This is a genomic window from Flavobacterium silvisoli, from assembly GCF_004329815.1.
Classification (GTDB): domain Bacteria; phylum Bacteroidota; class Bacteroidia; order Flavobacteriales; family Flavobacteriaceae; genus Flavobacterium; species Flavobacterium silvisoli.
Map to the genome: position 1 here is coordinate 25,410 of NZ_SJPE01000007.1, position 23,710 is coordinate 49,119.

At 39.8% G+C, this 23,710-nt stretch carries 20 protein-coding genes; 9 read left to right on the forward strand and 11 right to left on the reverse strand.

Features of this window, described 5'->3' with window-relative positions; translation table 11 throughout:
* Nucleotides 1-316: 316 nt before the first annotated feature.
* The 6 genes from EZL74_RS07210 (at nt 317) to secA (ending at nt 8,355) form a co-directional block, all read left to right on the forward strand.
* Nucleotides 317-2,179: an ABC-F family ATP-binding cassette domain-containing protein gene (locus tag EZL74_RS07210; RefSeq protein WP_131475934.1), complete on the forward strand. Its 1,863-nt coding sequence runs from the start codon at nt 317-319 to the stop codon at nt 2,177-2,179.
* Nucleotides 2,179-2,958 carry a class I SAM-dependent methyltransferase gene (locus EZL74_RS07215; RefSeq protein WP_131475935.1) on the forward strand — a complete coding sequence of 260 codons (780 nt, stop codon included), beginning with the start codon at nt 2,179-2,181 and terminating at the stop codon, nt 2,956-2,958. Before EZL74_RS07210 ends, EZL74_RS07215 begins: the two co-directional genes overlap by 1 nt.
* Before the next feature lie 70 nt (nt 2,959-3,028).
* Nucleotides 3,029-3,727 carry an ABC transporter ATP-binding protein gene (locus EZL74_RS07220; RefSeq protein ID WP_131475936.1) on the forward strand — a complete coding sequence of 233 codons (699 nt, stop codon included), beginning with the start codon at nt 3,029-3,031 and terminating at the stop codon, nt 3,725-3,727.
* 202 nt (nt 3,728-3,929) lie between these two features.
* On the forward strand, nt 3,930-4,499 hold the full coding sequence (locus tag EZL74_RS07225; protein WP_131475937.1) for a cob(I)yrinic acid a,c-diamide adenosyltransferase: 570 nt from the start codon (nt 3,930-3,932) through the stop codon (nt 4,497-4,499).
* Between the two features lie 186 nt (nt 4,500-4,685).
* Complete coding sequence (locus tag EZL74_RS07230) at nt 4,686-4,907, forward strand: DUF2795 domain-containing protein (protein ID WP_002986941.1); 222 nt, start codon at nt 4,686-4,688, stop codon at nt 4,905-4,907.
* 94 nt (nt 4,908-5,001) lie between these two features.
* A complete protein-coding gene (secA, locus tag EZL74_RS07235; protein ID WP_131475938.1) occupies nt 5,002-8,355 on the forward strand; it encodes a preprotein translocase subunit SecA in 3,354 nt (1,117 codons plus the stop codon).
* Between the two features lie 73 nt (nt 8,356-8,428).
* Here secA and EZL74_RS07240 read toward each other — a convergent pair whose 3' ends face one another.
* The 4 genes from EZL74_RS07240 to EZL74_RS07255 form a co-directional block, all read right to left on the reverse strand.
* On the reverse strand, nt 8,429-10,393 hold the full coding sequence (locus tag EZL74_RS07240) for a PAS domain-containing hybrid sensor histidine kinase/response regulator (protein WP_131475939.1): 1,965 nt from the start codon (nt 10,391-10,393) through the stop codon (nt 8,429-8,431).
* 208 nt (nt 10,394-10,601) lie between these two features.
* Entirely contained in the window at nt 10,602-12,005 is a 1,404-nt protein-coding gene (locus EZL74_RS07245; RefSeq protein WP_131475940.1) for an FAD-binding oxidoreductase, read from the reverse strand.
* Nucleotides 12,006-12,139: 134 nt separating this feature from the next.
* Nucleotides 12,140-13,345, reverse strand: coding sequence for an MFS transporter (locus EZL74_RS07250; protein ID WP_131475941.1), 1,206 nt, complete (start codon nt 13,343-13,345; stop codon nt 12,140-12,142).
* Nucleotides 13,346-14,257 carry an AEC family transporter gene (locus EZL74_RS07255; protein WP_131475942.1) on the reverse strand — a complete coding sequence of 304 codons (912 nt, stop codon included), beginning with the start codon at nt 14,255-14,257 and terminating at the stop codon, nt 13,346-13,348.
* 226 nt (nt 14,258-14,483) lie between these two features.
* On the opposite strand from EZL74_RS07255, the gene meaB reads away from it, so the two are divergent.
* A complete protein-coding gene (gene meaB / locus EZL74_RS07260; RefSeq protein WP_240034570.1) occupies nt 14,484-15,575 on the forward strand; it encodes a methylmalonyl Co-A mutase-associated GTPase MeaB in 1,092 nt (363 codons plus the stop codon).
* 26 nt (nt 15,576-15,601) lie between these two features.
* Here the strand turns inward: meaB and EZL74_RS07265 are convergent, their stop codons facing one another.
* The 7 genes from EZL74_RS07265 to EZL74_RS07295 all read right to left on the reverse strand — a co-directional run bounded on the left by EZL74_RS07265 (nt 15,602) and on the right by EZL74_RS07295 (nt 22,200).
* The gene (locus EZL74_RS07265) at nt 15,602-15,829 is read right to left on the reverse strand and encodes a hypothetical protein (protein ID WP_131475943.1); all 228 of its coding nucleotides are present in this window, start codon (nt 15,827-15,829) and stop codon (nt 15,602-15,604) included.
* A 128-nt stretch (nt 15,830-15,957) separates the two neighbouring features.
* Entirely contained in the window at nt 15,958-17,340 is a 1,383-nt protein-coding gene (locus tag EZL74_RS07270; RefSeq protein ID WP_131475944.1) for an MATE family efflux transporter, read from the reverse strand.
* 36 nt (nt 17,341-17,376) lie between these two features.
* Entirely contained in the window at nt 17,377-18,252 is an 876-nt protein-coding gene (locus tag EZL74_RS07275; RefSeq protein ID WP_131475945.1) for a PPK2 family polyphosphate kinase, read from the reverse strand.
* A gap of 82 nt (nt 18,253-18,334) precedes the next feature.
* Nucleotides 18,335-19,969 (reverse strand): ABC-F family ATP-binding cassette domain-containing protein, encoded by a 1,635-nt coding sequence (locus EZL74_RS07280; RefSeq protein ID WP_131475946.1) that lies wholly within the window; start codon nt 19,967-19,969, stop codon nt 18,335-18,337.
* 159 nt (nt 19,970-20,128) lie between these two features.
* Nucleotides 20,129-20,344, reverse strand: a complete 216-nt coding sequence (locus EZL74_RS07285; protein ID WP_131475947.1) for a putative signal transducing protein — start codon at nt 20,342-20,344, stop codon at nt 20,129-20,131.
* A 34-nt stretch (nt 20,345-20,378) separates the two neighbouring features.
* Complete coding sequence (locus EZL74_RS07290; RefSeq protein WP_131475948.1) at nt 20,379-20,993, reverse strand: DEAD/DEAH box helicase; 615 nt, start codon at nt 20,991-20,993, stop codon at nt 20,379-20,381.
* Nucleotides 20,994-21,036: 43 nt separating this feature from the next.
* Nucleotides 21,037-22,200 carry a sigma-54-dependent transcriptional regulator gene (locus EZL74_RS07295; RefSeq protein ID WP_131475949.1) on the reverse strand — a complete coding sequence of 388 codons (1,164 nt, stop codon included), beginning with the start codon at nt 22,198-22,200 and terminating at the stop codon, nt 21,037-21,039.
* Nucleotides 22,201-22,464: 264 nt separating this feature from the next.
* On the opposite strand from EZL74_RS07295, the gene panB reads away from it, so the two are divergent.
* Both panB and EZL74_RS07305 read left to right on the forward strand, forming a co-directional pair.
* Nucleotides 22,465-23,283 (forward strand): 3-methyl-2-oxobutanoate hydroxymethyltransferase, encoded by an 819-nt coding sequence (gene panB / locus EZL74_RS07300; RefSeq protein ID WP_131475950.1) that lies wholly within the window; start codon nt 22,465-22,467, stop codon nt 23,281-23,283.
* A gap of 41 nt (nt 23,284-23,324) precedes the next feature.
* Nucleotides 23,325-23,678, forward strand: coding sequence for a four helix bundle protein (locus EZL74_RS07305; RefSeq protein WP_131475951.1), 354 nt, complete (start codon nt 23,325-23,327; stop codon nt 23,676-23,678).
* Nucleotides 23,679-23,710 lie beyond the last annotated feature (32 nt).

Here is a 23,710-nt window from a genome sequence, read left to right on the forward strand (position 1 = left end):
TAACTGTGAAATTTGTGGTTTATTGACAAGGAGTTTCAAACAATCAATATTGGAGTTTACTATATTCATTGGCCGATGAATAAGTCTGTTTTTTTACAGCTTCGTTAAGTGCCAGCTAAATCAAGACTTTAGATTTACTATTTAAAAAAAACAGGTCTATGCAAAAGTAAATCCTTGTACAATTTCAAGATAATATCGATTAAAAATAGAATTGTATCTTTGGCCCAACATGAGAAAAAATTATTTGTTTTTGAAATGAAATCACACTACAAATCTCAAAAACGCATAACTCATTAAAAACAAAAAGCTTACCATTGTGAATTACCTTTCTGTAGAAAATATATCAAAATCTTTTGGCGAAAGAACCTTGTTTAAAGACATTTCTTTCGGTATCAACAAAGACCAAAAAATTGCTTTTATTGCCAAAAACGGTTCGGGCAAGACCTGCATTATGAACATCCTCAACGGCGAAGACGAACCCGATACCGGTCAGGTGGTGATTCGCAAAGGATTAAAAATGGCTTTTTTGTCGCAAAAAGACAAACTTCAGGATGAACTCACCATTGAGGAAAGCATTTTTGCTTCTGATAATGAAATTCTGCATGTTATTGAGCGCTACGAAAAAGCATTAGAAAACCCCGAAGACGAAGAGAAATACCAATTAGCTTTTGACGAAATGGATCGTTACAATGCATGGGATTTTGAAACACAGTTCAAGCAAATTTTATCCAAATTAAAATTGGACGATTTGAAACTGAAAGTAAAATCGCTTTCCGGCGGACAAAAAAAACGGTTGTCTTTAGCCATCATATTAATTAACCGCCCCGATTTGTTAATATTGGATGAACCAACTAACCATCTCGATTTAGAAATGATTGAATGGTTGGAGAGTTATTTTGCTAAAGAAAACATTACTTTATTTATGGTGACGCACGACCGTTTCTTTTTGGAGCGCGTTTGTAACGAAATCATAGAATTAGACAATGGCAAATTGTACTCCTATAAAGGTAACTATTCATACTATCTGCAGAAAAAAGAAGAACGCTTAGCCATGGAAAGTGCAACCATTGACAAAGCGCAGAACTTATTTGTAAAAGAATTGGCCTGGATGCGCAGACAACCCAAAGCCAGAACAACCAAATCGAAATCGCGCCAAGATGATTTTTACAAAATAAAAGAAGTGGCCGAAAGCCGCAGAAAAGAAAATGTGGTAGAACTCGAAATCAACATGGAGCGCATGGGCAGCAAGATTATTGAGTTGCACAAAATTTATAAAAAGTTTGGCGACAGGATTATCCTTGATAATTTCAGCTACGATTTTCAACGCGGAGAACGGATCGGAATTATTGGCAAAAACGGAACCGGAAAATCAACTTTCCTCAATATTTTAACCAAAACCATTCAACCCGACGGGGGTAAAGTCGTCATTGGTGACACCATCAAAGTAGGCTATTACACCCAAAGCGGTATCAACCCCAAACCAGGCCAAAAAGTCATTGACATCATCAAAGAATATGGTGAATACATTCCGCTGACAAAAGGAAAAATCATTTCGGCTTCGCAATTGTTAGAACGTTTCTTATTTGATTCCAAAAAGCAATATGACTTTGTTGAAAAACTGAGTGGCGGTGAGTTGAAGCGTTTGTATTTGTGTACGGTTTTAATTCAGAATCCGAACTTTTTAATCCTTGATGAGCCTACCAATGACTTAGATATCGTGACTTTAAATGTATTGGAAAGTTTCCTGTTGGATTATCCCGGATGCTTGTTAGTGGTATCGCACGATCGTTATTTTATGGATAAGATAGTAGACCATCTATTCATCTTCAGAGGTGAAGGACAGATTGAAGATTTCCCTGGAAATTACTCAGATTTCCGTATTTATGAAGATTCGGCAGAACCGAAAGAACTGTCTAATGTAAGCACCGAAAAAGTAAATTGGAAACAAAACAATCCAACAACGACTGGTTTAAGCTTCAATGAACAAAAAGAATTCAACAAAATTGAGCGCGAAATCAAAGACCTAGAATACGAGAAAAAACAAATCGAAAACCTATTCGCCGAAGGTAAAGTTGCCGATGCCGACATCACGGTCAAAGCCAACGAATTACAGTCCATCATAAACAAATTAGAAGCAAAGGAAGAGCGCTGGTTTGAATTATCGTCAAAAATGGAATAATGTTTCACTGGGCAAAATCTTATCTCAACTTCCTTTGGCACTCCAAAAACGAACACGGAGTGCATTCGCCTTTCGTGTTTTCTTTAGTGACCAAATGTTTTTACGATAAAAAAAAGTATGCCGAATATGCTCTTTTAAAAAATTATCGCAATACGCTTTTACAAAACAAAAACACGATTGAAGTCACCGATTTCGGAGCCGGTTCGCGCGTTTTCAAAAGCAATAGCAGAGCCGTAAATCAAATAGCAAAGAACGCCGGTATATCAAAAAAAAGAGCCGAATTATTGTTCCGAATCACCAATTATTTCAAACCCGAAAATATACTGGAGATAGGAACCTCACTAGGGCTAGCCTCTTCGGCACTTTCGTTAGCAAGTAAAAATGCTACCATAACCACGTTGGAAGGTTGCGAAAATACTATGACCGAAGCCAAAAAACAATTTAAAAAATTCGGTTTAAAAAACATTAATTCAATTCATACAGAATTTTCAAACTACCTAAAAAATTGTCAATTGTCAATTGTCAATTATCAATTAATCTACTTTGACGGCAACCATTCCAAACAAGCCACTTTAGAATATTTCGAGTTACTTCTTCCAACCACAACCAACGACTGCGTTTGGATTTTTGACGACATTCACTGGTCAGAAGACATGGAGGAAGCATGGGAGGCAATTAAAAAGCATCCATCCGTAACGGTAACTATCGATACTTTTCAATGGGGATTGGTATTTTTCAGAAAAGAACAACCCAAAGAACATTTTGTAATCAGAATATAAACCCGATGTAACAAAACCTGATTTCAGATTACTTATATTTACCATTCACAATTCACAACTCACAATTTCAATGGCAAATCCATTAATCAAAATAAGCAACCTGAAACGCGATTTTCAATTAGGCAGCGAAACCATTTATGTCTTAAAAGGCATCGATTTAGAAATCAACAAAGGCGAATATGTAGCCCTCATGGGACCATCCGGTTCCGGAAAATCCACTTTAATGAACCTTTTAGGTTGTTTGGATACGCCAACTTCAGGAACGTATATTCTGAACGGAAAAGACGTCAGCCAAATGCACGATGACGACCTGGCCGAAATCCGCAACAAAGAAATCGGATTCGTCTTCCAAACTTTCAATCTTTTACCCAGAACTACTGCGCTCGATAACGTGGCCTTGCCCATGATATACGCCGGATATTCCAAATCCGAAAGAAACCAGCGCGCCACCGAAGTACTGACTCAGGTAAATTTGTCCGACCGTATGGACCACCAGCCCAACCAACTTTCGGGGGGACAACGCCAACGTGTAGCCATTGCCCGGGCATTGGTCAACAAACCTTCAATTATACTGGCCGACGAACCCACCGGAAACCTCGACAGTAAAACCTCGGTCGAAATCATGAATCTGTTCAACGACATTCACAAAAACGGCAACACCGTGATTTTGGTCACCCACGAAGAAGACATCGCCAAATACGCCCACCGCATCATCCGCCTGCGCGACGGATTAATTGAAAGCGACAGCCTCAACCCCGATCATCTTTAAAATAAGAAGCGAAAAGCTTGGGTTTTATCAGTAATCCGTTTTCCCGCTTTCCGCGCTACACGGTAGCTGCTGCACACGAGCGAAGCGACTGCCTAAGGAATCGGGGCTAGTTGGTTATCCATTTGTATTTTTGTTATCTTTGAAATCAAATATATCGAATTACGAATTTCCTAATTCCTAATTCCTAATTCCTAATTCACTCATGAAAGTCTATACCAAAACCGGCGACACCGGAACTACCGCACTCTTCGGCGGTACCCGCGTGCCCAAACACCATATCCGCATCGAAAGTTACGGCACCGTTGACGAACTCAATTCCCACATCGGTTTAATCCGTGACCAAGACATGAACCCATTGTATAAAAATGTATTGGCGGAAATACAAGACCGATTATTTACCGTTGGAGCCATACTGGCCACTCCACCCGAAAAAGAAATTCTTAAAAACGGTCAGCCGCGTCTCAACATCAACCGCATTTCGGAAGAAGACATCGTGTTTTTAGAAAATGAAATCGACCTGATGGAGACCGCTTTGCCTCCCATGACACACTTTGTCTTGCCCGGCGGTCATACTACCGTGTCATATTGTCACATTGCCCGCTGTGTCTGCCGCAGAGCCGAACGATTGGCCGTACATTTACACGAATTAGAACCCACCGACGAACAAGTTATTAAGTACTTAAACCGACTTTCTGACTATCTTTTTGTCTTGGCACGGAAGTTGTCCCAAGACCTGCACGCAGACGAAGTAAAATGGATACCAAGAAAATAAAATTTTAGAATAAAGATTAACGATTTATGAGGTCAGATTTGATATTGAAGTACTTCTTAAATCTTAAATCACAAATCAACAATCAACAATAAAAAGCCGTTCTTAAACATAATTAAAAATAAATCAAAAAAAACTTGACTTTTTCAGTATTAAATTTATTTTTGCATAAACTAAAATCGACAGAAGATGTATTGGACATTAGAATTAGCATCCTACTTAAGTGATGCCCCTTGGCCAGCTACCAAAGATGAACTTATCGACTATGCTATACGAACAGGAGCTCCACTAGAAGTAGTAGAGAATTTACAATCGATAGAGGACGAAGGTGAAATTTACGAATCAATGGAAGAAATTTGGCCCGATTATCCAACTGACGAAGATTACCTTTGGAACGAGGATGAATATTAAAAAAATAAACGTACACAGCAGAAAAAAGTCCACTTGGGGCTTTTTTTTTGTTTAAATTTGCACACCTTTTTTCAACATATAATACAAACCCATTATGAGTTTCATAAATAGCATTATCAAAGCTTTTGTAGGCGACAAATCTCAAAAAGATGTCAAAGCCACACAACCTTATATCAACAAAATAAAAGCTTTAGAGCCTGTGTTAGCGGCACTATCTCATGACGAACTGAGAGCTAAAACAGCCGAATTCAAGGCCAAAATAAAACAAGCAAGAGCTAAACAGGATGCCGAAATTGAAGCCAAAAAAGCCGAAGCCGAAAACACTGCGGATATCGACCTGAGAGAAGACATCTATAACGCTATAGATGCTTTGGAAAAAGAAGCTTATGAAATTTCAGAAAAGGTATTAATGGAAATTCTTCCCGAGGCTTTTGCCGTGGTAAAAGAAACCGCCCGTCGTTTCAAAGAAAACACTTCTATTACCGTAACCGCGACTCCTAAGGACAGAGAGCTTTCGGCTACTAAATCATACATTACTCTTGACGGTGACCAAGCACACTGGGCCAATTCCTGGAATGCCGCCGGAAAAGAAATTACCTGGGACATGATTCATTACGACGTGCAGTTGATTGGGGGTATCGTGTTGCACCAAGGTAAAATTGCCGAGATGCAAACCGGAGAAGGAAAAACATTGGTGGCAACCTTGCCGCTCTATTTAAACGCTTTGACCGGAAACGGCGTACACCTAGTAACCGTAAATGATTATTTGGCCAAACGTGACAGCACTTGGAAAGCTCCGTTATTCGAGTTCCACGGATTGACTGTAGATTGTATCGACAACCACTCTCCGAATTCTGATGCGCGAAGAAAAGCTTACGAAGCCGACATCACTTACGGAACCAATAACGAGTTCGGTTTTGATTACCTGCGTGACAACATGGCGCATTCACCCGAAGATTTAGTACAACGCAAACACAATTATGCCATAGTCGATGAGGTAGACTCCGTATTGATTGACGATGCGAGAACTCCGTTGATTATTTCGGGTCCGGTGCCTGATGGTGACCGACACGAATTCAACGAATTGAAACCAAAAATTGAAAACCTTTACAATTTACAACGTCAACTGGCCAACGGATTCTTAACCGAAGCTAAACGTTTGTTCAAAGAAGGCAATATGAAAGAAGCCGGGTTCCAATTGTTGAGAGCCTACAGAGCTTTACCAAAAAACAAAGCACTAATCAAATTCTTGAGCGAAGAAGGTGTTAAACAATTACTGCAAAAAACCGAAAACGAATACATGGCTGACAACAACCGCAAAATGCCGGAAGTGGACGAAGCCTTGTACTTTGTAATCGAGGAGAAAAACAATCAAGTAGAATTATCAGATAACGGGATTAAATTCTTATCCAAAGACACCGATGAAAACTTCTTCGTTTTACCGGATATCGGAACCGAAATTGCCAACATCGAAAAACAAAATCTGGAAAAAGATAAAGAAGCAGAAGCCAAAGAGCGTTTGTTTCAGGATTTCGGCATAAAAAGTGAGCGCATCCACACGTTGACACAATTACTAAAAGCTTACACCTTGTTTGAAAAAGACGTCGAATACGTAATCATGGATAACAAAATCCTGATTGTAGACGAGCAAACCGGGCGCATCATGGATGGCCGTCGCTACTCAGACGGATTACACCAAGCCATTGAAGCCAAAGAAAACGTAACCATTGAAGCGGCAACCCAAACCTTTGCAACCATTACCCTTCAGAATTACTTCCGTATGTACAGTAAATTAGCCGGTATGACCGGAACTGCTGTAACCGAAGCCGGAGAATTTTGGGAAATTTACAAATTGGATGTGGTAGAAATTCCAACCAACAGAGGAATTGCCCGTCAGGATAAAGAAGATTTAATTTACCGTTCCGTTCGTGAAAAATTTAATGCTGTCATTGAAGATGTGACGCAATTGTCACAATCCGGAAGACCGGTATTGATTGGTACTACCTCGGTAGAAATTTCAGAATTGTTGAGCCGCATGCTTCGCGTTCGTAACGTTCCGCATAATGTATTGAACGCCAAATTACACAAAAAAGAAGCTGAAATTGTAGCCGAAGCCGGAAAACCGGGTGTCGTTACGATTGCAACGAACATGGCCGGTCGTGGAACCGATATTAAGTTAACTCCGGAAGTAAAAGCTGCCGGCGGTTTAGCCATCATTGGTACCGAGCGACATGATTCTCGTCGTGTTGACCGTCAGTTGCGCGGTCGTGCCGGTCGTCAGGGAGATCCGGGAAGTTCACAGTTTTATGTGTCTTTGGAGGATAACCTGATGCGTTTGTTTGGTTCAGAAAGAGTAGCCAAAATCATGGACCGTATGGGATTGAAAGAAGGTGAAGTAATTCAACACTCGATGATGACCAAATCGATTGAGCGCGCACAGAAAAAAGTGGAAGAAAACAACTTCGGTACCCGTAAGCGTTTGTTGGAATACGATGATGTGATGAATGCTCAAAGAGAGGTCGTTTACAAACGTCGTCGCCATGCCTTGCACGGAGAACGTCTGAAACTGGATATCGCCAATATGATGTATGATACCTGCGAGTTAATCGTAAGTGAAAATAAAGCGAAAAACGATTTCAAAAATTTTGAATTCGAATTGATTCGTTATTTCTCTATTACCTCACCCATCACTCAAAGCGAATTTGAAAAAGGTTCCGAAATAGATATTACCGGTAAAGTATATAAAGCTGCTTTGGCTTACTATAACGAAAAAACTGAGAGAAGTGCCCGAGAAGCATTCCCAATCATTGCGGATGTTTATCAACGTGAAGGCAATAAATTTGAACGCATCATCGTACCGTTTTCAGACGGCATCAAAACATTGAATGTAGTGACCGATTTGAAAAAAGCCTTTGAAACTAACGGTGCTCAACTCGTAGCTGATTTTGAAAAAAACATAACATTAGCCATCGTAGACGAAGCATGGAAGAAACACTTACGCAAAATGGACGAATTAAAACAATCCGTACAATTAGCGGTGCACGAACAAAAAGATCCACTGCTTATATACAAACTGGAAGCTTTTAAATTGTTCCGAAACATGTTAGACGGAGTCAACAAAGAAGTGATTTCATTCTTGTTCAAAGGTGATTTACCGCAACAAAATCAAAACATACAAGAAGCAAGACAAATTCGAGAAAAACAAAACTATACCGAAAGCAAAGACGAAGTATTAAATTCGGATGAATTGGCAGAACGCAATCGAGAAGCCGGCCAAACCCAACAACGTCCGCAAGTAACTGAAACCATTGTACGCGATCAACCGAAAATCAACCGCAATGACAATGTTACCATCAAGCACGTAATGAGTGGTAAAACCGAAACCATGAAATACAAAAAGGCCGAAAGCATGTTGGCTTCAGGCGAGTGGGTTATTGTAAATGAATAATTAGCCTTCAATTTCTGATTATTAAAACTAAAACCCCCAACAACTTTGGTTGTTGGGGGTTCTCTTTATGTCATCAATTATGATTATTCTTTATCTTTTCAATCCATACTTGAAGCACTTTTCGCAATTCGTCAACAATGAGCGGTTTCGACAAATAATCGTTCATTCCTGCCTCAAAGCATTTCTCTTTTTCTCCCGGCATAATACCGGCTGTTAATGCAATTATCGGAATCATATTACCCTGACTATGCTTACGCATAGCTACTGTTGCTTCATATCCATTCATCCTGGGCATTTGAATATCCATAAAAATCATGTCTAATGATTCTCTTTCAAAAATTTCCAATGCCTGAACACCATCAAAAGCTTGAAATAAAGTTACATTTGGGATCAATCGTTTCAGTAATGTTTTGGCCAAATAAAGATTTACCTGATTGTCTTCTACCACTAAAATATTCAAAGTTTCTTCAAAAAGAATTGAATCGTATTCACTTGTTTGATCTTTTTCTTGTTCCAGCTGTGAACTGATATGATTCTGAATCTTGAACTTTACCTCAAAATAAAAATCACTGCCTTCGCCATATTTACTGATTAGCTGCAATCTACTGTTCATGAGCTCTAACAACTTATTAGAAATAGCTAAGCCCAATCCGGTACCACCAAATTTTCTGCTCGTAGTTGTATCCTCCTGTACAAAGGACTGAAATATTTTTTCCTGATTCTGCTTTTGAATTCCCATACCGGTGTCTTTTACAGAAAATTGTATGGTTGTTTCTTCTTCATTTTTAACAATCAGTCGAATATCAATATGTATTTGACCAAAAGCCGTAAACTTGAGAGCATTACTGATTAGATTAACCAAAATTTGTTTTAATCGTAAATCATCCGCCAAAATAAACTGTGGAATTTGACTATCAATAGTCAATTTTAAATCAATCTTTTTGCGATCCGCTTCATGCCTGAATAATTCAACTATTTGCTGTGAAACGGCGAAAATGTCAATAGTATGTTCATTCAGTTCGAGCTTGCCTTCTTCGATTTTAGAAAAATCCAAAATATCGTTTACAATTTCCATGAGTGTTGAAGCAGAATCGGTAATCATGGTCATGTATTCCGATTGGTTTTTATCCAAATCTGTTCGCATCAAGAGCCCGGTAAACCCAATGATGCCATTCAAAGGAGTCCTGATTTCGTGACTCATATTGGCCAAAAAATCAGATTTAGCCTTACTTGCAGCTTCCGCTTGAATTTTTGCCTTTACCAACTCCATTTCCATTTCCTTACGATCTGTAATGTCTATAAAAGTAATGACTACTTCTTCTATTTGCTGATCATGATCAAAAACCGGAAAACCATTGACCATTACCCAAACCACATCACTTTGAGTCGGTCTGTAAATACCCATCGTAAAATTTTTAAGGGGATGCCTGCTTTTTATGATTTGATTCACGGGAAAATCAGCTAACAGAAGCTCTGAATAATCTTCATCTATAAATTTCCATTCCGATTCAATAGCTATTTTTCCTTTCATTTGGGCCTCGGTGAGCCCTAATAAATCACAGGATTTTGAATTGCAATTTCGTACAGAAGTATCAGGATTATGAACCACCACTCCGGCTTCAAGATTATTTAAAATACTTTGATACCGTTGCTCATTTTCCTGAATCGATTTCAATACGTTTTTACGCTCTGTAATATCCTTACCATAACAAACCACGCCTATGATTTCATCTTTGGAGTACATAGGATGAATATTGGCTTCAAACCAATATATTTGATCGGAATCTTTTCGGGGAACGCAAATTTCCTCCTTAACAATCTCTCCCGACAAGCCACGGTCATAAAAAGTTTTCCAAAGATTAAGATAGTCTTCCGGATAAGCTTCCCGGTTTAAGGCGCATTCATTTATCTTAAAAGTCGTTCCGGTTGAATCTCTGACCGTCTTTAAAAAAGCATTGTTAGCCGCAATCAATTTATACTCTCTGTCAACACTCCAAATTAAATCGGAAATACTATTCACAATGGCTTCATTCAACATAGTCCAGGCGTATTAATTCAATAAATTAATTTTAAATTTAGTTAAAATAATCAATCTTTTATATGTTTTAAAAAAATTAAATAAAATACTTATTGTTTTTTAACAATTAGTAAAAACAATAAATAAACAACCTTGAAATCCAAAATAACTGCAGTCTGTAGTAAGTTTTGACAGATAATCAAAAAGTCCCGGCTTGCCGGGACTCTCTTTATAATTCATCAGGAAAAATCTTCCCGGGATTTAAGACATTATTGGGATCAAATACGCGCTTGATGCTTTCCATCAATTCCAGATGAGTGCGGGTAAATGCAATATCCATAAAGTTTTTTTGAACGTAGCCTATACCGTGTTCTCCTGAGAGCGTTCCTTTGAGCGAAACCGTTAACTCAAATATTTCGCGTATGCCTAACGGCACTTGAGTTCGCCAATTGTCATCGGTCATGTTGCCTTTGATGATGTTGACGTGCAAATTGCCATCGCCGGCATGTCCGTAACACACCGATTGAAATCCGTACTTAGCTCCAATTCTTTTGATACCTGAAAGTAATTCCGGGAGCATGTATCTTGGCACTACTGTATCCTCTTCTTTATAAACAGAGTTTGATTTTACCGCTTCGGCTACAGAACGTCTCATTTTCCAGAGGGCATTTTTTTGGTCTTCGGTGTCGGCAAACAGCACCTCATCGATTTCAAATTGTTCGACTACTGCCAAAATCTTTTCCGCTTCCTGCATCAATACTTCCGGGTAATTGCCATCAACCTCAATCAGTAAGTGCGCCTGATGCTCAGGTTTTACCGTTACACTGATCCCTTCTACCAATCTGAGAGTCCAGTCGATGGCATCGCGTTCCATAAATTCTAAAGCACTAGGGGTAATACCTGCCCTGAAAATGGCTGATACGGCTTCACAAGCTTCATGTGCCTTGTAAAAAGGCACCAACATTAAGACGTTATGACTGTTTTGCGGTAAAAGTTTCAGGACGGCTTTAGTGATAACACCCAATGTTCCTTCACTGCCTACCATTAGCTGAGTCAGATTGTATCCGGTAGAGTTTTTCAAGGTATTAGCTCCGGTCCAAATGATTTCCCCGTTGGGCAGAACCACTTCCAAATTTAAAACATAATCTTTGGTGACACCATACTTTAACGCTCTGGCTCCACCGGCGTTTTCTGCAATGTTTCCTCCTATCCAACAACTGCCCATACTGCTGGGGTCGACGGGGTAAAACAAACCTTTTTCGGCCACAGCTTCGCGCAAAACCTGATTGATTACTGCCGTTTCTACCGTTACCTGAAGGTTTTGTTCGTCAATTTCGATGATTTTATTCAAACGCTCAGTTGATAAACCAATACCCTCATAAATAGACAAAGCACCACCGCTCAAACCCGTGCGGGCTCCTATGGGTGTGGTCGGTATTTTATAATCGTTAGCTACTTTTAAAATGGCGGCTATTTCCTGTGTATTGGCTGGTTTTACTACCACACTGGGCGGAAATACCAAATCTTCGGTTTCATCGTGGCCGTAGTGTTCACGGGTTTCTATATCAGTAAAAATATAGGCTTCACCAACAATAGCGGTAAGCTTTTGAATTATTTCGGGTTGTAGTGACATTTTGTAAAAATTGAGACGTAAATGTACTGATAACAAAAAGAAAAGACAAATCCTTTTTAGCCCCGATGGGAGTGGCTACCGTGTAGCGCGGACAGCGGGAACAGGGTTTATTAAATAGCCCGGACCTTTCGCTCCTAGCCTTTTTTCAAATTCGGTAAAAAGTAACAAATGATGCCTATCAGCGGCAGGAAAGAACACACGTGATACACGTATTGAATGGAGGTAAAATCAGCCAATTTGCCTAATAACGCTGAACCCAAGGCTCCCATTCCGAAAGCAAAACCATAGAAAAGACCGGACACCATTCCCAATTTTCTAGGCAGTAATTCCTGTGCGTAGACCAATATAGCTGGGAAAGCCGAAGAAATAATCATTCCGATGATGACCATAAGTACATCGGTCCAGAATAAGTTGACGTAGGGCAGCAATAAAGCAAAAGGTGCCGCTCCGAAAACAGATAGCCAAATCACGTATTTTCGTCCAATCTTATCCCCCAAAGGCCCGCCTAAAATGGTTCCGGCTGCATAGGCAATCAGGTAAATAAACATGTGAAATTGGGCTTCTTTGATGGTTAAATGGAATTTATCCATCACATAAAACGTGTAGTAGGTTGATAAACTTGCGGAGTAAAAAAACTTAGAGAAAATCACAACCAGCAAAATGACAATGGCCCACTTTACCTTGCTTTTAGTTAAGCGTTGAAAATCGGCAAAAACCACTTTTTTCTGTTGGCGGTGGATTAAATGATCGCGGTACCAAAAGGCAATCTTACTTATAATGGCAATGGCGATTCCGGCAGCTAATACAAACCAAAGCAGGTGTTTTTGACTGTAAGGAACCACGATAAGAGCTACCAGCAATGGACCTAATGCCGTTCCGAAATTACCGCCTACCTGAAAAATAGCTTGTGCCAAGCCCCTTCTTCCGCCCGATGCCATATTGGAAATACGTGCTGACTCGGGGTGGAATATAGAAGAACCGGTACCGATGAGCATAACCGAAATCAATATCCAGTAAAAATTATTGGCAAAAGCAATGGAAATAACTCCGGCCATGGAGAATAACATTCCGTAAATCTGTGAAAAAGGTTTCGGATATTTATCGGTATAATACCCCACGAAAGGTTGAAACAGTGAAGCCGTTAACTGAAAGGCAAACGTTATCAATCCGATTTGAGAAAAAGACAAATTGTAATTCTGCTTCAAAATAGGATAAACCGAAGGAATTACTGCCTGAATCAAATCATTCAGTAAGTGCGCAAAGCTAATGGAAAACAGTATGGAATAAACCGTCTTTTGCGCTAAATCTTTTTTGGACGATGCGTTTACCAATGAATCCATTTAAAAAGTATTTAAAATGAAATACCAAAAAGCCAGTGTAAGGAATGACAACGGTATCCCGATGCCCACCATCATACTGCTCAGCTTGGGTTTTAAGCCATAATTAGAAGCCAGAATTGCTCCCGTAATCATGGGTGCCATAGCCGATTCTATAATAGAAACATTTACAGCCAAGCCTTTACCTCCCAAAATTATTTTATACAACACAAAGAAAACAGCGGGAGTAATGAACAGTTTGAACAATAATCCTAATCTTAAGAATTTCCAGTGCTGACTTCGCTTGTCAATTTTTAACTGAAGCCCGACAGCAACTAAAGCTACCGGCGTTACTGTAGCTCCTAACTTTTGAAAAACCGTTTGAAAATGCTCGTTGAAATCAACTTTCAGAACATTCAGTACACATGCGAGAACAAAAGCTATGAACGGCGGAAAAAGTAGTATCTTTCTAATGATTTCATTGCGGCTGGGTTCGCCTTTGGCAAAAATTCCGGCAGTAATAATCCCAAGTGTAGCCATTACCACAAAAGAACCGGGTTGATCGACTATGATTGCTGTTTTTAATCCTTCTTCGCCATAAAGTGCCTGAACGATTGGAAAACCAATAAATGAAGTATTCCCCAGTCCGGCAGTAATAACCAAGCAGCCAATTAATCGGTTTGGCCAGCCGAGTTTTTTTCCTATGGAATAGAAAAAGACAAACGACATCATAAAACCAATCCAGGCAATACCCAACGGATAAAGCAAATCGGTTGATACGGAAACCTTGGGAATATAGTACAATGCCAATGAAGGCAGAGCTATATAAATCACAAATTGGTTAAGGGCTAAGTGTCCGTTTTTAGGAAAAGCTGAAACTCGTTGCATCCCCAATCCCATGAGTAAGCAAAGAAAAACTAATAGAATGTTATCCATTCGAAAGGTGAAAAATTATTGTGCAAAGGAACGGCAAAAAAAGCAAACAGACTAAAATGTGAAGCGAAATGAACTTAAGAAAATGTTAAAGTTGGCGATGTGCCAAGCTAAGAATTAGAGTACGTCAATCCTAAGAATAAATATCCCTTCATACATGGATGAAAAATGACATTTTTTCAATTTTCGGCGCAAATTATTTTACTAAATTTACCCAAACGATTTTCCATTGAATCAAGAGTCAAATAAACCAAGTGCTTTACACGAAAAAGAGGGCGTTGAACAACCCGAAGTTTTCAGTCAGTCGGCTATGGCCAAGATTGTACACAGGCGCAAAGTTCAGCCTTCTGCACAGGAGCTCATTGAAGGTATCTTAAACAAGGACAAAGTTGCCTTGAGTCGCGCTATCACTATGGTAGAAAGTACTAATTCTGCTCATTTGGAAAAAGCCAATGAAATCATTACAGGCTGTTTACCCTACGCCAACCAATCAGTGCGCATTGGCATTACCGGGGTTCCGGGTGTGGGAAAAAGTACTTTTATCGAAGCTTTCGGAAGCTATTTAACCTCAATAGGAAAAAAAGTAGCCGTATTGGCGGTAGATCCTAGCAGTACGATATCGCATGGCAGTATTTTGGGCGATAAAACCCGAATGGAAGAGTTGGTCAAAGATGAAAACGCCTATATAAGACCTAGTGCTTCAGGAGAAACTCTGGGTGGCGTGGCCCGAAAAACCCGTGAAACAATTATCCTTTGCGAAGCTGCCGGTTTTGATACGGTAATCATAGAAACCGTTGGTGTAGGACAAAGCGAAACGGCCGTTCACAGCATGGTGGATTTCTTTTTACTGTTAAAAATATCCGGTGCCGGCGACGAATTGCAAGGTATCAAACGTGGAATTATGGAAATGGCCGATGCTATCGTCATCAATAAAGCGGATGGTGATAATATTGCTAAAGCCAAATTGGCCAAAACCGAATTCAACCGGGCATTGCATTTATTTCCGGCTAAAAGTTCGGGATGGGTACCTACGGCTTCTACTTGTAGTGCTTATGAAAAAACCGGAATTGACGAGGTTTGGAAAACGATTTCAAATTATTTTGAATTGGTCAAAAGCAATCATTATTTCGAAAACAAACGTCAGGAACAAAGTTTATACTGGATGATGGAAACCATCAATGAGCAACTTAAACAACGTTTTTACCAACATCCGGATATAGCCGAAATGCTGATGACCACACAACAAGAAGTACTGCAAAACAAACGTTCTCCATTTGCTGCTGCACAGCATTTGTTAGGTCATTATTTCAAAAAAGAATAGGAACGACTTCTTCTTTTCTCTCTAAATTACTCTTCGTAGGCCTCCATTTCTTTATCGTAAAACTCCCCTGCCAGTGTAATCAAATGTTCCATTTCCGATTCCAGTTCGGTTTCATCTTCACCTTCCAAATCTTCCAAAAACTCTACTTCATCGTCTTTTAAATTAATGATAAAGCGCGGAAAATCAAGGTGAATTACAAAAATATCTTCAGGAAAATCAGAGTTGTCAGCGAGTACGAATTTTGGTAATTGCATGTGTTTTATTTTTTAGATGATAGACGAATAGATGACGGATAATAGACGGACACGAAAATGTTAGTACAAAAGTAAAAATAAATCGGTCTGTTACAATTCTGTTAAATGTTGTTTGACAGCATGATTGATTAGCTGATTTCATTTTCCAAAACCAACTTCTTGGTCAGGTAATGAAATCGCAGGAATAAAAAAACCGCAGCGGCTGTTAAACCCGCCAAAAGGCCTATCCAAACTCCGGTTGCTTTCAGTTGGGTATGTTCGCCCAAATAAAACGAAATAGGGAAACCAACCAACCAATAAGCCACAAAGGTAATGTACATAGGGATTTTAACATCCTGCAAACCGCGAAGCGCTCCTAAAACCACCACCTGTATACCATCGGAAATTTGAAAAACAGCAGCCACCAGTAATAGTCTGGCGGCAATAGAAATTACTTCCTGATTGTCTAACAATTGGGTTTCATTTTCCATATTCAGAAACAGGTAAGGCAACACTTGGTGCAACGCAACGAACATAACCGCGAAAATGATTTCTATGATTATAGCCAATAAAAATATGGAACGCGCCACGACAATCAACTGTTTGTAATCGCCTAATCCACGCTGATTGCTTACCCTTATCATGGAAACCACACTCAACCCCATAGCAAACATAAAGGTCATCGAAGCCAAACTCAGTGCAATCTGATTGGCTGCCTGACTTGTCTTACCGATGTTTCCACACAGCCAAATTCCCGCTGTAAATAAAACCACTTCAAACAGCATTTGCATAGCTGAAGGCAACCCCAAATTGACAATTTTTTTAATGGTTTCCTTCTTGATTTCATCAAAACTGAACTCGTGAAAATACTGTTTCAACTGTTCTTTACGAGAGAGAATGATGTGCATAAAAATTACCATTGCCAAACGCGAAATCACAGTTCCCAAACCAGCTCCGAGTATGCCCATTTTTGGAAAAATCCAAACTCCGTATATCAAACAATAGTTTATAGGCACGTGAATGATATTAGCCATCACAATAGCATACATCGAAATTTTGGTCATCGACAATCCATCGGCAAACTGTTTGTATCCTTGGTAAATGATTAAAGGCACTAATGAAAAAGCTACCCAATCCAAATAAGGTTTGGCCAAAGTGATGACTTCTTCCGGCTGGTGTAACAATTCCATTATCGGCTTTGCCAATACCACCAAACCAAAAAGAGCAAACCCTAAAATGATGCACAAAAACAATCCGTGGTGAAAAGCCGAACGTATTTTACTGTTGTCTTTTTCGGCATCAGCTTCGGCAACTATAGGTGTAATAGCGGTTGAGAAACCAATACCCAACGACATGGCTACAAACACCAAACTGTTGCCTAAAGAAACAGCCGCGAGTTCAGTACTGCCCAATTTACCAACCATTATGTTATCAACGATGGCTATTAATGTATGCCCCAGCATACCCAGTATCACAGGATAAGCCAATTGCATATTGTATCTGAATTCTTTGGTGTATTGGGCTAGATTCACTTTGCTTTTTTTTGAGTGCGCAAAGATAATCAGTTTTTATGGTTTCAATTGGTTTTTATAAAAATCAATATTGGCTTTTACTTTCGGGTCCAATTCGGGTTCGGCAATATCCGTGAGTTGCTCCAGAGTTTCCCAAATGATTTTGGCAACAATATACCGTGATATTTCTTTATCATCGGCAGGAACAATATACCAGGGAGCGTGTTGGGTAGAGGTTGTATTAATGGCTTCTTCGTAATACTGCATGTAATCTTCCCAATGCTCTCTCTCTTTTAAATCACCAACCGAAAATTTCCAATTATCTTCTGCATTTTCCAGGCGATGCAATAATCTTTGACGTTGTTCTTCTTTGCTGATGTGCAGGTAAAATTTAAGCACCTGTGTACCATTTTGCGCAATGTATTTTTCAAAATGATTGATTTGTTTCATGCGTTCCTGCCAAAAATCCTCGGGTATATCCGTTACTTTTTCAATTCCCGGCAGATTTTCGCCCAAGATATACTCCGGATGCACACGGGTGACAAGTATGTTTTCATAATGAGTGCGATTGAAAACGGCAAACTTTCCCTTTTCGGGCAAGGCGATGTAATGGCGCCACAGGTAATCGTGTTCTAATTCGGCCGATGTCGGAGTTTTGAAACTGTGCACCACCACCCCGCGCGGATTGAATTCTTTGAATACTTCCCGAATCAGGCTGTCTTTTCCGCTGGTATCCATTCCTTGCAGACAAATCAGTACTGCATGTCGGTTGTGGGCGTACATAGCATCTTGGCGCTTGCTGAGTTTTTGTTGTATATTCAACAGTTTTTCAGCAAGTTCTTCACGGTTCATTTCCGTTGTCATACGAGTCGGGATTTTTGACAACCGAACGGTATCTTTTGCCCTGAAGTCTTCAGAAGTTATTGCTTTCATAATTTCTTGTATAAGTGTAAATATAAAAAAACCTCGGCTGTATTGAAACAACCAAGGTTTATTTATGCGAGTTTGTAAATTGCTATTTTTCTATTTCTTTCAGACTTTCCATCTTTTTGTGAGCCAAGAACCCTTTGATGTCTTCAAAATGTTCTTTGACTCTTTTGTTTCCGAACTCAAATACTTTTTCGGCCAAACCATCTAAGAAATCACGGTCATGCGACACTAGGATTAACGTTCCGTCAAAATCTTTCAAAGCTTCTTTGATGATGTCTTTGGTTTTCATGTCGAGGTGGTTGGAGGGCTCATCTAGAATCAGCAGATTTACCGGTTCTAGCAAGAGTTTAATCATAGCCAAACGTGTTTTCTCACCGCCCGAAAGTACTTTTACTTTTTTCTGAATGTCATCGCCATGGAACATGAAAGCTCCGAGGATATTTTTGATTTGCGTCCTGATTTCGCCTACAGCAATGTTATCAATCGTTTCAAAAATGGTAGCGTTTTCATCTAACAACGAAGCCTGATTTTGGGCAAAATATCCAATTTGAGCATTATGTCCAATCTCTACCGAACCTCCATTGATTTCGATTTCCTTCATAATGGCTTTGATCATAGTTGATTTTCCTTCCCCGTTTTTACCCACAAAGGCCACTTTCTGTCCGCGTTCAATGACTAAATTAGCATCTTTAAAAATCAAATGATCGCCATAAGATTTTTCCAAATCGCGCACAATCACCGGATACTGTCCTGAACGCACTGATGGAGGGAATTTGAGTTTCAGGGCCGAATTATCAATTTCGTCAATTTCTACCGGAACCAATTTTTCTAACATACGAACCCTCGATTGCACTTGTTCTGTTTTGGAAAAAGTGCCTCGGAAGCGCTCGATAAATGCCTGATTTTCGGCAATGAATTTTTGCTGCTCGTCGTAGGCTTTCTGTTGGTGAATTCTTCTGTCCTTGCGCAACTCCAAATAATGAGAATATTTGGCTTTGTAATCGTAAATGCGTCCCATCGTTACTTCGATGGTGCGATTAGTAATATTATCGACAAAAGCACGGTCGTGGGAAATCACCATAACAGCTTTAGCTTGATTGATTAAGAAGTCCTCCAACCATTGAATACTATCCATATCCAAGTGATTGGTAGGCTCATCAAGCAAAATCAAATCGGGTTGTCTTAACAGGATTTTAGCCAGTTCAATGCGCATACGCCATCCTCCTGAAAACTCAGAAGTGGAACGATTGAAATCCTCGCGAACAAATCCTAAACCTTTTAAGACTTTCTCTACTTCGGCTTCGTAATTGACCTCTTCAATAGAATAATATTTTTCGCTGAGCTCTGACACCCGTTCAATCAATTTCATGTACTCATCGCTTTCATAATCGGTTCGTATGGTGAGTTGTTCATTGATTTCATCAATCTCCGCTTTCATTTTGAATATTTCTGAAAAAGCTTTCGATGCTTCTTCCATCACGGTACAATTGTCTGCTGCCAATAAATGCTGAGGCAAATAGGCAATTACCGCTTCCTTGGGAGCTGTGATGGCTCCGCATGTGGGTTTGTTTTCACCGGCTACAATTTTGAGCAGGGTTGATTTTCCGGCACCGTTTTTACCCATAAGTGCTATTTTATCGGTTTCATTAATAGCGAACGTTACGTCGCTGAAGAGTGTGGTGCCGCCAAATTCAACGGCTATGTCGTTTACGGTAATCATTGGATTGCTAAGATTTTTAGACTTCTCAGGCTACTTGCTGAGCTTGGAAGTTTTTGTTTTTGAAGCGGCAAAGATAGCTTAATTTGACAATGAGGCAATTATTCTTCTGCTCTGTTGATGAGAAGAAAAAACAATAGTATTCAGATTTTATCAAATCATTTAAAGACTCATCCGAAAAGCTTCGAGCACCGGACTGGCTTTGCCGTAATCTACTTCCTGAATAAACAGTTCTACTGGTTTAGCTGTTGAAATACTGGGCAACACATTGGCCTGATTATTGGCTCTGAGGACCACAGTAATATTGGCTTCTTCCAATCTTTGTTTTAACGTAACGGCCAAGATTTCTTCTCCTGAGAATATTTTTATTAAGCCCATTTTTTTAGTAATTAAATTATATAAATTGTAATGACTACTCCTCCATTTCGAAAAAAAGTGGTTCAATCATTATTTTATCTGCCAAAACTTCTACCCTTTCTGTGATTTGCGAACAAAAGAACAAACGTTGCGTTTTTTCGATACTCATAGAGAGTCGCTGTACTATAGCATCATGGCGCAAACGGAAAAGCACATCGGCATCGTCTATAACAAACATTTTTATGGTATTGATATTGAAACCGGCTGAAGAGAACATAGCATTAATTTTATTGGGCGTTCCAATCAACACATCCAGTCCCATTGAAATGACGTTTTTATCATAATCGATATCGCCTTTGTCGTGCACACCCAAGATGCTTAAGTCGGTATAGGTTCCGTATTTTAAAAACATTTCTTCCATTTCCATCACTTTTTCTTTGGTTTCAACGATGATGAGTGCCCGGGTGCTTTCGCCTTGCGATTTTTCCAATCGTTGAAGGACATTTAAAACGATGGTCGTAGTCTTGCCGGTTCCTCCGGGAGATTGTATCACGGCATCGGCGCCACTTTTGATGGTTGAAAAAGTTTCCTGTTGCATTTCATTGGCTTCGGTCAATCCGTTTTCGATGAGTGCTTTTTGCAGGTTGGGGTTTATTTTTTTTAAATTCATTTTATTGGCTTTTAGCTTTAGCAAAAATGCTGATGGCTACTATTTATTTTGATGCAAACAAGGTTACATCGGTTTCTGATATTTCGTTACCCCCAAGAATGATAAGTCTTTCGACTACATTTCTCAGTTCGCGTATGTTACCCGTCCAGTCGTATTCCTGAAGCAGTTTAACCGCATCTTTCGAAAAAGATTTCGGAGCATTTCCTTGTTCTTCAGCAATTTTTACGGCAAAGTGTTCTATCAATAACGGGATGTCGTCTCTTCTGTCGTTTAATGCCGGAACTTTGATTAAAATCACAGCTAAACGGTGGTATAAATCTTCGCGGAAACGTCCTTCGGCTATTTCTTTTTTCAGGTCTTTATTAGTTGCGGCAATTACCCGGACATTGATTTTGATGTCTTTATCAGCACCGACCCTTTGAATCAGACTTTCCTGTAAAGCGCGCAATACTTTGGCCTGAGCCGAAAGACTCATATCGCCAATTTCATCAAGAAAAATTGTTCCTCCATCAGCCGCTTCAAATTTTCCTGCGCGGTCTTTAACGGCTGAAGTAAAGGCTCCTTTCACATGACCGAACAATTCGCTTTCTATCAATTCTGATGGAATGGCGGCGCAGTTTACCTCAATCATGGGTGCATGAGCCCGTTCACTTTTTTCGTGCAGTTGATGGGCAACCAATTCTTTTCCGGTTCCGTTGGGGCCTGTTATGAGAACGCGGGCATCGGTTTGAGCTACTTTTTCAATCATTTGTTTGATCTGATTGATGGGCTCACTTTGGCCTATGATTTCATAGTTTTTGGAAACTTTTTTCTTGAGGATTTTGTTCTCGACCACCAATTGCTTTTTGTCTAAAGCATTGCGAACGGTATTGAGTAAACGGTTCAAATCGGGTGGTTTGGAAATGTAATCGAAGGCTCCGAGACGCATGGTGTTGACTGCCGTTTCCAAATCGCCGTGACCGGAAATCATGACCATGGGGATTTCAGGTTTTATTTTTTTGACCGCTTCAAGCAGTTCTTCGCCGTTCATTTTGGGCATTTTGATGTCGCACAATACCAAATCGTAATCTTCGGCTTTGATTTTTTCAAATCCTTGTTTGCCGTCTTCGGCTTCGTCAACTGTATAAGTATCGCTTTCTTCGGTAAGTATTTTGACCAATACTCTTCGGATGGAAGCTTCGTCTTCGATGATTAATATTTTAGGCATGTTTTTTTGGTTGATAGTTGGTGGTGGTTGGTTAATATCTTTATTCCTAATTCCTAATTCCTAATTCCTAATTCCTAATTCTTTCACGGTTGGCTGTTTAGCCCCGATGGGAGTGGCTACCGTGTAGCGCGGACAGCGGGAATATGGTTTACTCAGAGCCCGAACCATACGCTCCTGACTTTGGAGACAAAAATAAGATAATTTCGCATTGGACGCTGCATCCGAAATAGATTTAATACTTTTACAGTTCCAAAACGAACACTTATGTCAACTGCAAAAAAAGATTATAAAAGAATTACGACCAAGTCCTTATTTGACATGAAAGCCAACGGTGAGAAGATTTCGATGCTGACGGCTTATGATTATACTATGGCTAAAATTGTTGACTCGGCCGGAGTTGATGTGATTTTGGTGGGTGACTCGGCCAGTAATGTGATGGCAGGACACGAGACCACTTTACCGATTACATTGGACCAAATGATTTACCATGCTTCCTCTGTAGTAAGAGCGATTGACAGAGCTTTGGTCGTGGTGGATTTGCCGTTTGGAAGTTACCAATCGGACCCGAAAGAAGCTTTGCGCTCAGCCATCAGAATCATGAAAGAAAGCGGCGGACATGCGGTAAAACTGGAAGGCGGAAGTGAAATTAAAGAAAGTATCAAACGCATCCTGAACGCGGGAATTCCGGTTATGGGTCATTTGGGTTTGACGCCACAATCGATTTACAAATTCGGAACCTATACAGTAAGAGCCAAAGAAGAAGCCGAAGCGGAAAAACTATTGGAAGATGCTAAATTATTAGAAAGAATTGGTTGTTTTGCCTTGGTATTGGAGAAAATCCCGGCGGCCTTGGCCGAGAGAGTGGCTAAGACCATTTCGATTCCGGTGATTGGCATTGGTGCCGGTGGCGGAGTGGACGGACAGGTTTTGGTGATTCACGATATGTTGGGCATGAACAACGAATTCAGTCCGAGATTTTTACGCCGTTACATGAACTTGTACGAAGGAATGACCCAAGCTATCGGACAATATGTGGAGGATGTAAAATCGCAGGATTTCCCGAATAAGAATGAGCAGTATTAATTCAGATTGTTAGATTTTTAGATTATCAGATTGTTAGAAATATGCATAGATTTAAAGATTTAGAAATTTGGAAATTAAGTCGCTTGTTTTGCTCACAAATATATTCTGTAACAGCTCATTTCCCCGATAGTGAGAAATTCGGCTTAACAAATCAGTTAAGAAGAGCTTCCGTTTCTATTCCATCGAATATAGCTGAAGGCTGTTCGAGGATAAGCAACAAAGAATTCTCAAGATTTCTCGAAATTGCAATAGGTTCTGTTTATGAAATAGAAACACAGTTATTAATCGCTTTTGATTTGGGATACATCAATCAAATAGAGCTAGATAAATTAGTTCATGATTTGGACATCATTATCAAAATGACAACGAAATTCCGTTCCAGATTAATTGTCTGATAATCCAACAATCAAAAAATCCAACAATCGAT

What these genes read in the sequence shown, in the direction of transcription:
- EZL74_RS07215 (WP_131475935.1), top strand. Translation starts at nt 2,179, where the DNA reads ATGTTTCACTGGGCAAAATCTTATCTCAACTTCCTTTGGCACTCCAAA.
- EZL74_RS07220 (WP_131475936.1), top strand. Translation starts at nt 3,029, where the DNA reads ATGGCAAATCCATTAATCAAAATAAGCAACCTGAAACGCGATTTTCAA.
- EZL74_RS07225 (WP_131475937.1), top strand. Translation starts at nt 3,930, where the DNA reads ATGAAAGTCTATACCAAAACCGGCGACACCGGAACTACCGCACTCTTC.
- EZL74_RS07230 (WP_002986941.1), top strand. Translation starts at nt 4,686, where the DNA reads ATGTATTGGACATTAGAATTAGCATCCTACTTAAGTGATGCCCCTTGG.
- secA (WP_131475938.1), top strand. Translation starts at nt 5,002, where the DNA reads ATGAGTTTCATAAATAGCATTATCAAAGCTTTTGTAGGCGACAAATCT.
- EZL74_RS07240 (WP_131475939.1), bottom strand. Translation starts at nt 10,393, where the DNA reads ATGTTGAATGAAGCCATTGTGAATAGTATTTCCGATTTAATTTGGAGT.
- EZL74_RS07245 (WP_131475940.1), bottom strand. Translation starts at nt 12,005, where the DNA reads ATGTCACTACAACCCGAAATAATTCAAAAGCTTACCGCTATTGTTGGT.
- EZL74_RS07250 (WP_131475941.1), bottom strand. Translation starts at nt 13,345, where the DNA reads ATGGATTCATTGGTAAACGCATCGTCCAAAAAAGATTTAGCGCAAAAG.
- EZL74_RS07255 (WP_131475942.1), bottom strand. Translation starts at nt 14,257, where the DNA reads ATGGATAACATTCTATTAGTTTTTCTTTGCTTACTCATGGGATTGGGG.
- EZL74_RS07265 (WP_131475943.1), bottom strand. Translation starts at nt 15,829, where the DNA reads ATGCAATTACCAAAATTCGTACTCGCTGACAACTCTGATTTTCCTGAA.
- EZL74_RS07275 (WP_131475945.1), bottom strand. Translation starts at nt 18,252, where the DNA reads ATGAAAGCAATAACTTCTGAAGACTTCAGGGCAAAAGATACCGTTCGG.
- EZL74_RS07280 (WP_131475946.1), bottom strand. Translation starts at nt 19,969, where the DNA reads ATGATTACCGTAAACGACATAGCCGTTGAATTTGGCGGCACCACACTC.
- EZL74_RS07285 (WP_131475947.1), bottom strand. Translation starts at nt 20,344, where the DNA reads ATGGGCTTAATAAAAATATTCTCAGGAGAAGAAATCTTGGCCGTTACG.
- EZL74_RS07290 (WP_131475948.1), bottom strand. Translation starts at nt 20,993, where the DNA reads ATGAATTTAAAAAAAATAAACCCCAACCTGCAAAAAGCACTCATCGAA.
- EZL74_RS07295 (WP_131475949.1), bottom strand. Translation starts at nt 22,200, where the DNA reads ATGCCTAAAATATTAATCATCGAAGACGAAGCTTCCATCCGAAGAGTA.
- panB (WP_131475950.1), top strand. Translation starts at nt 22,465, where the DNA reads ATGTCAACTGCAAAAAAAGATTATAAAAGAATTACGACCAAGTCCTTA.
- EZL74_RS07305 (WP_131475951.1), top strand. Translation starts at nt 23,325, where the DNA reads ATGCATAGATTTAAAGATTTAGAAATTTGGAAATTAAGTCGCTTGTTT.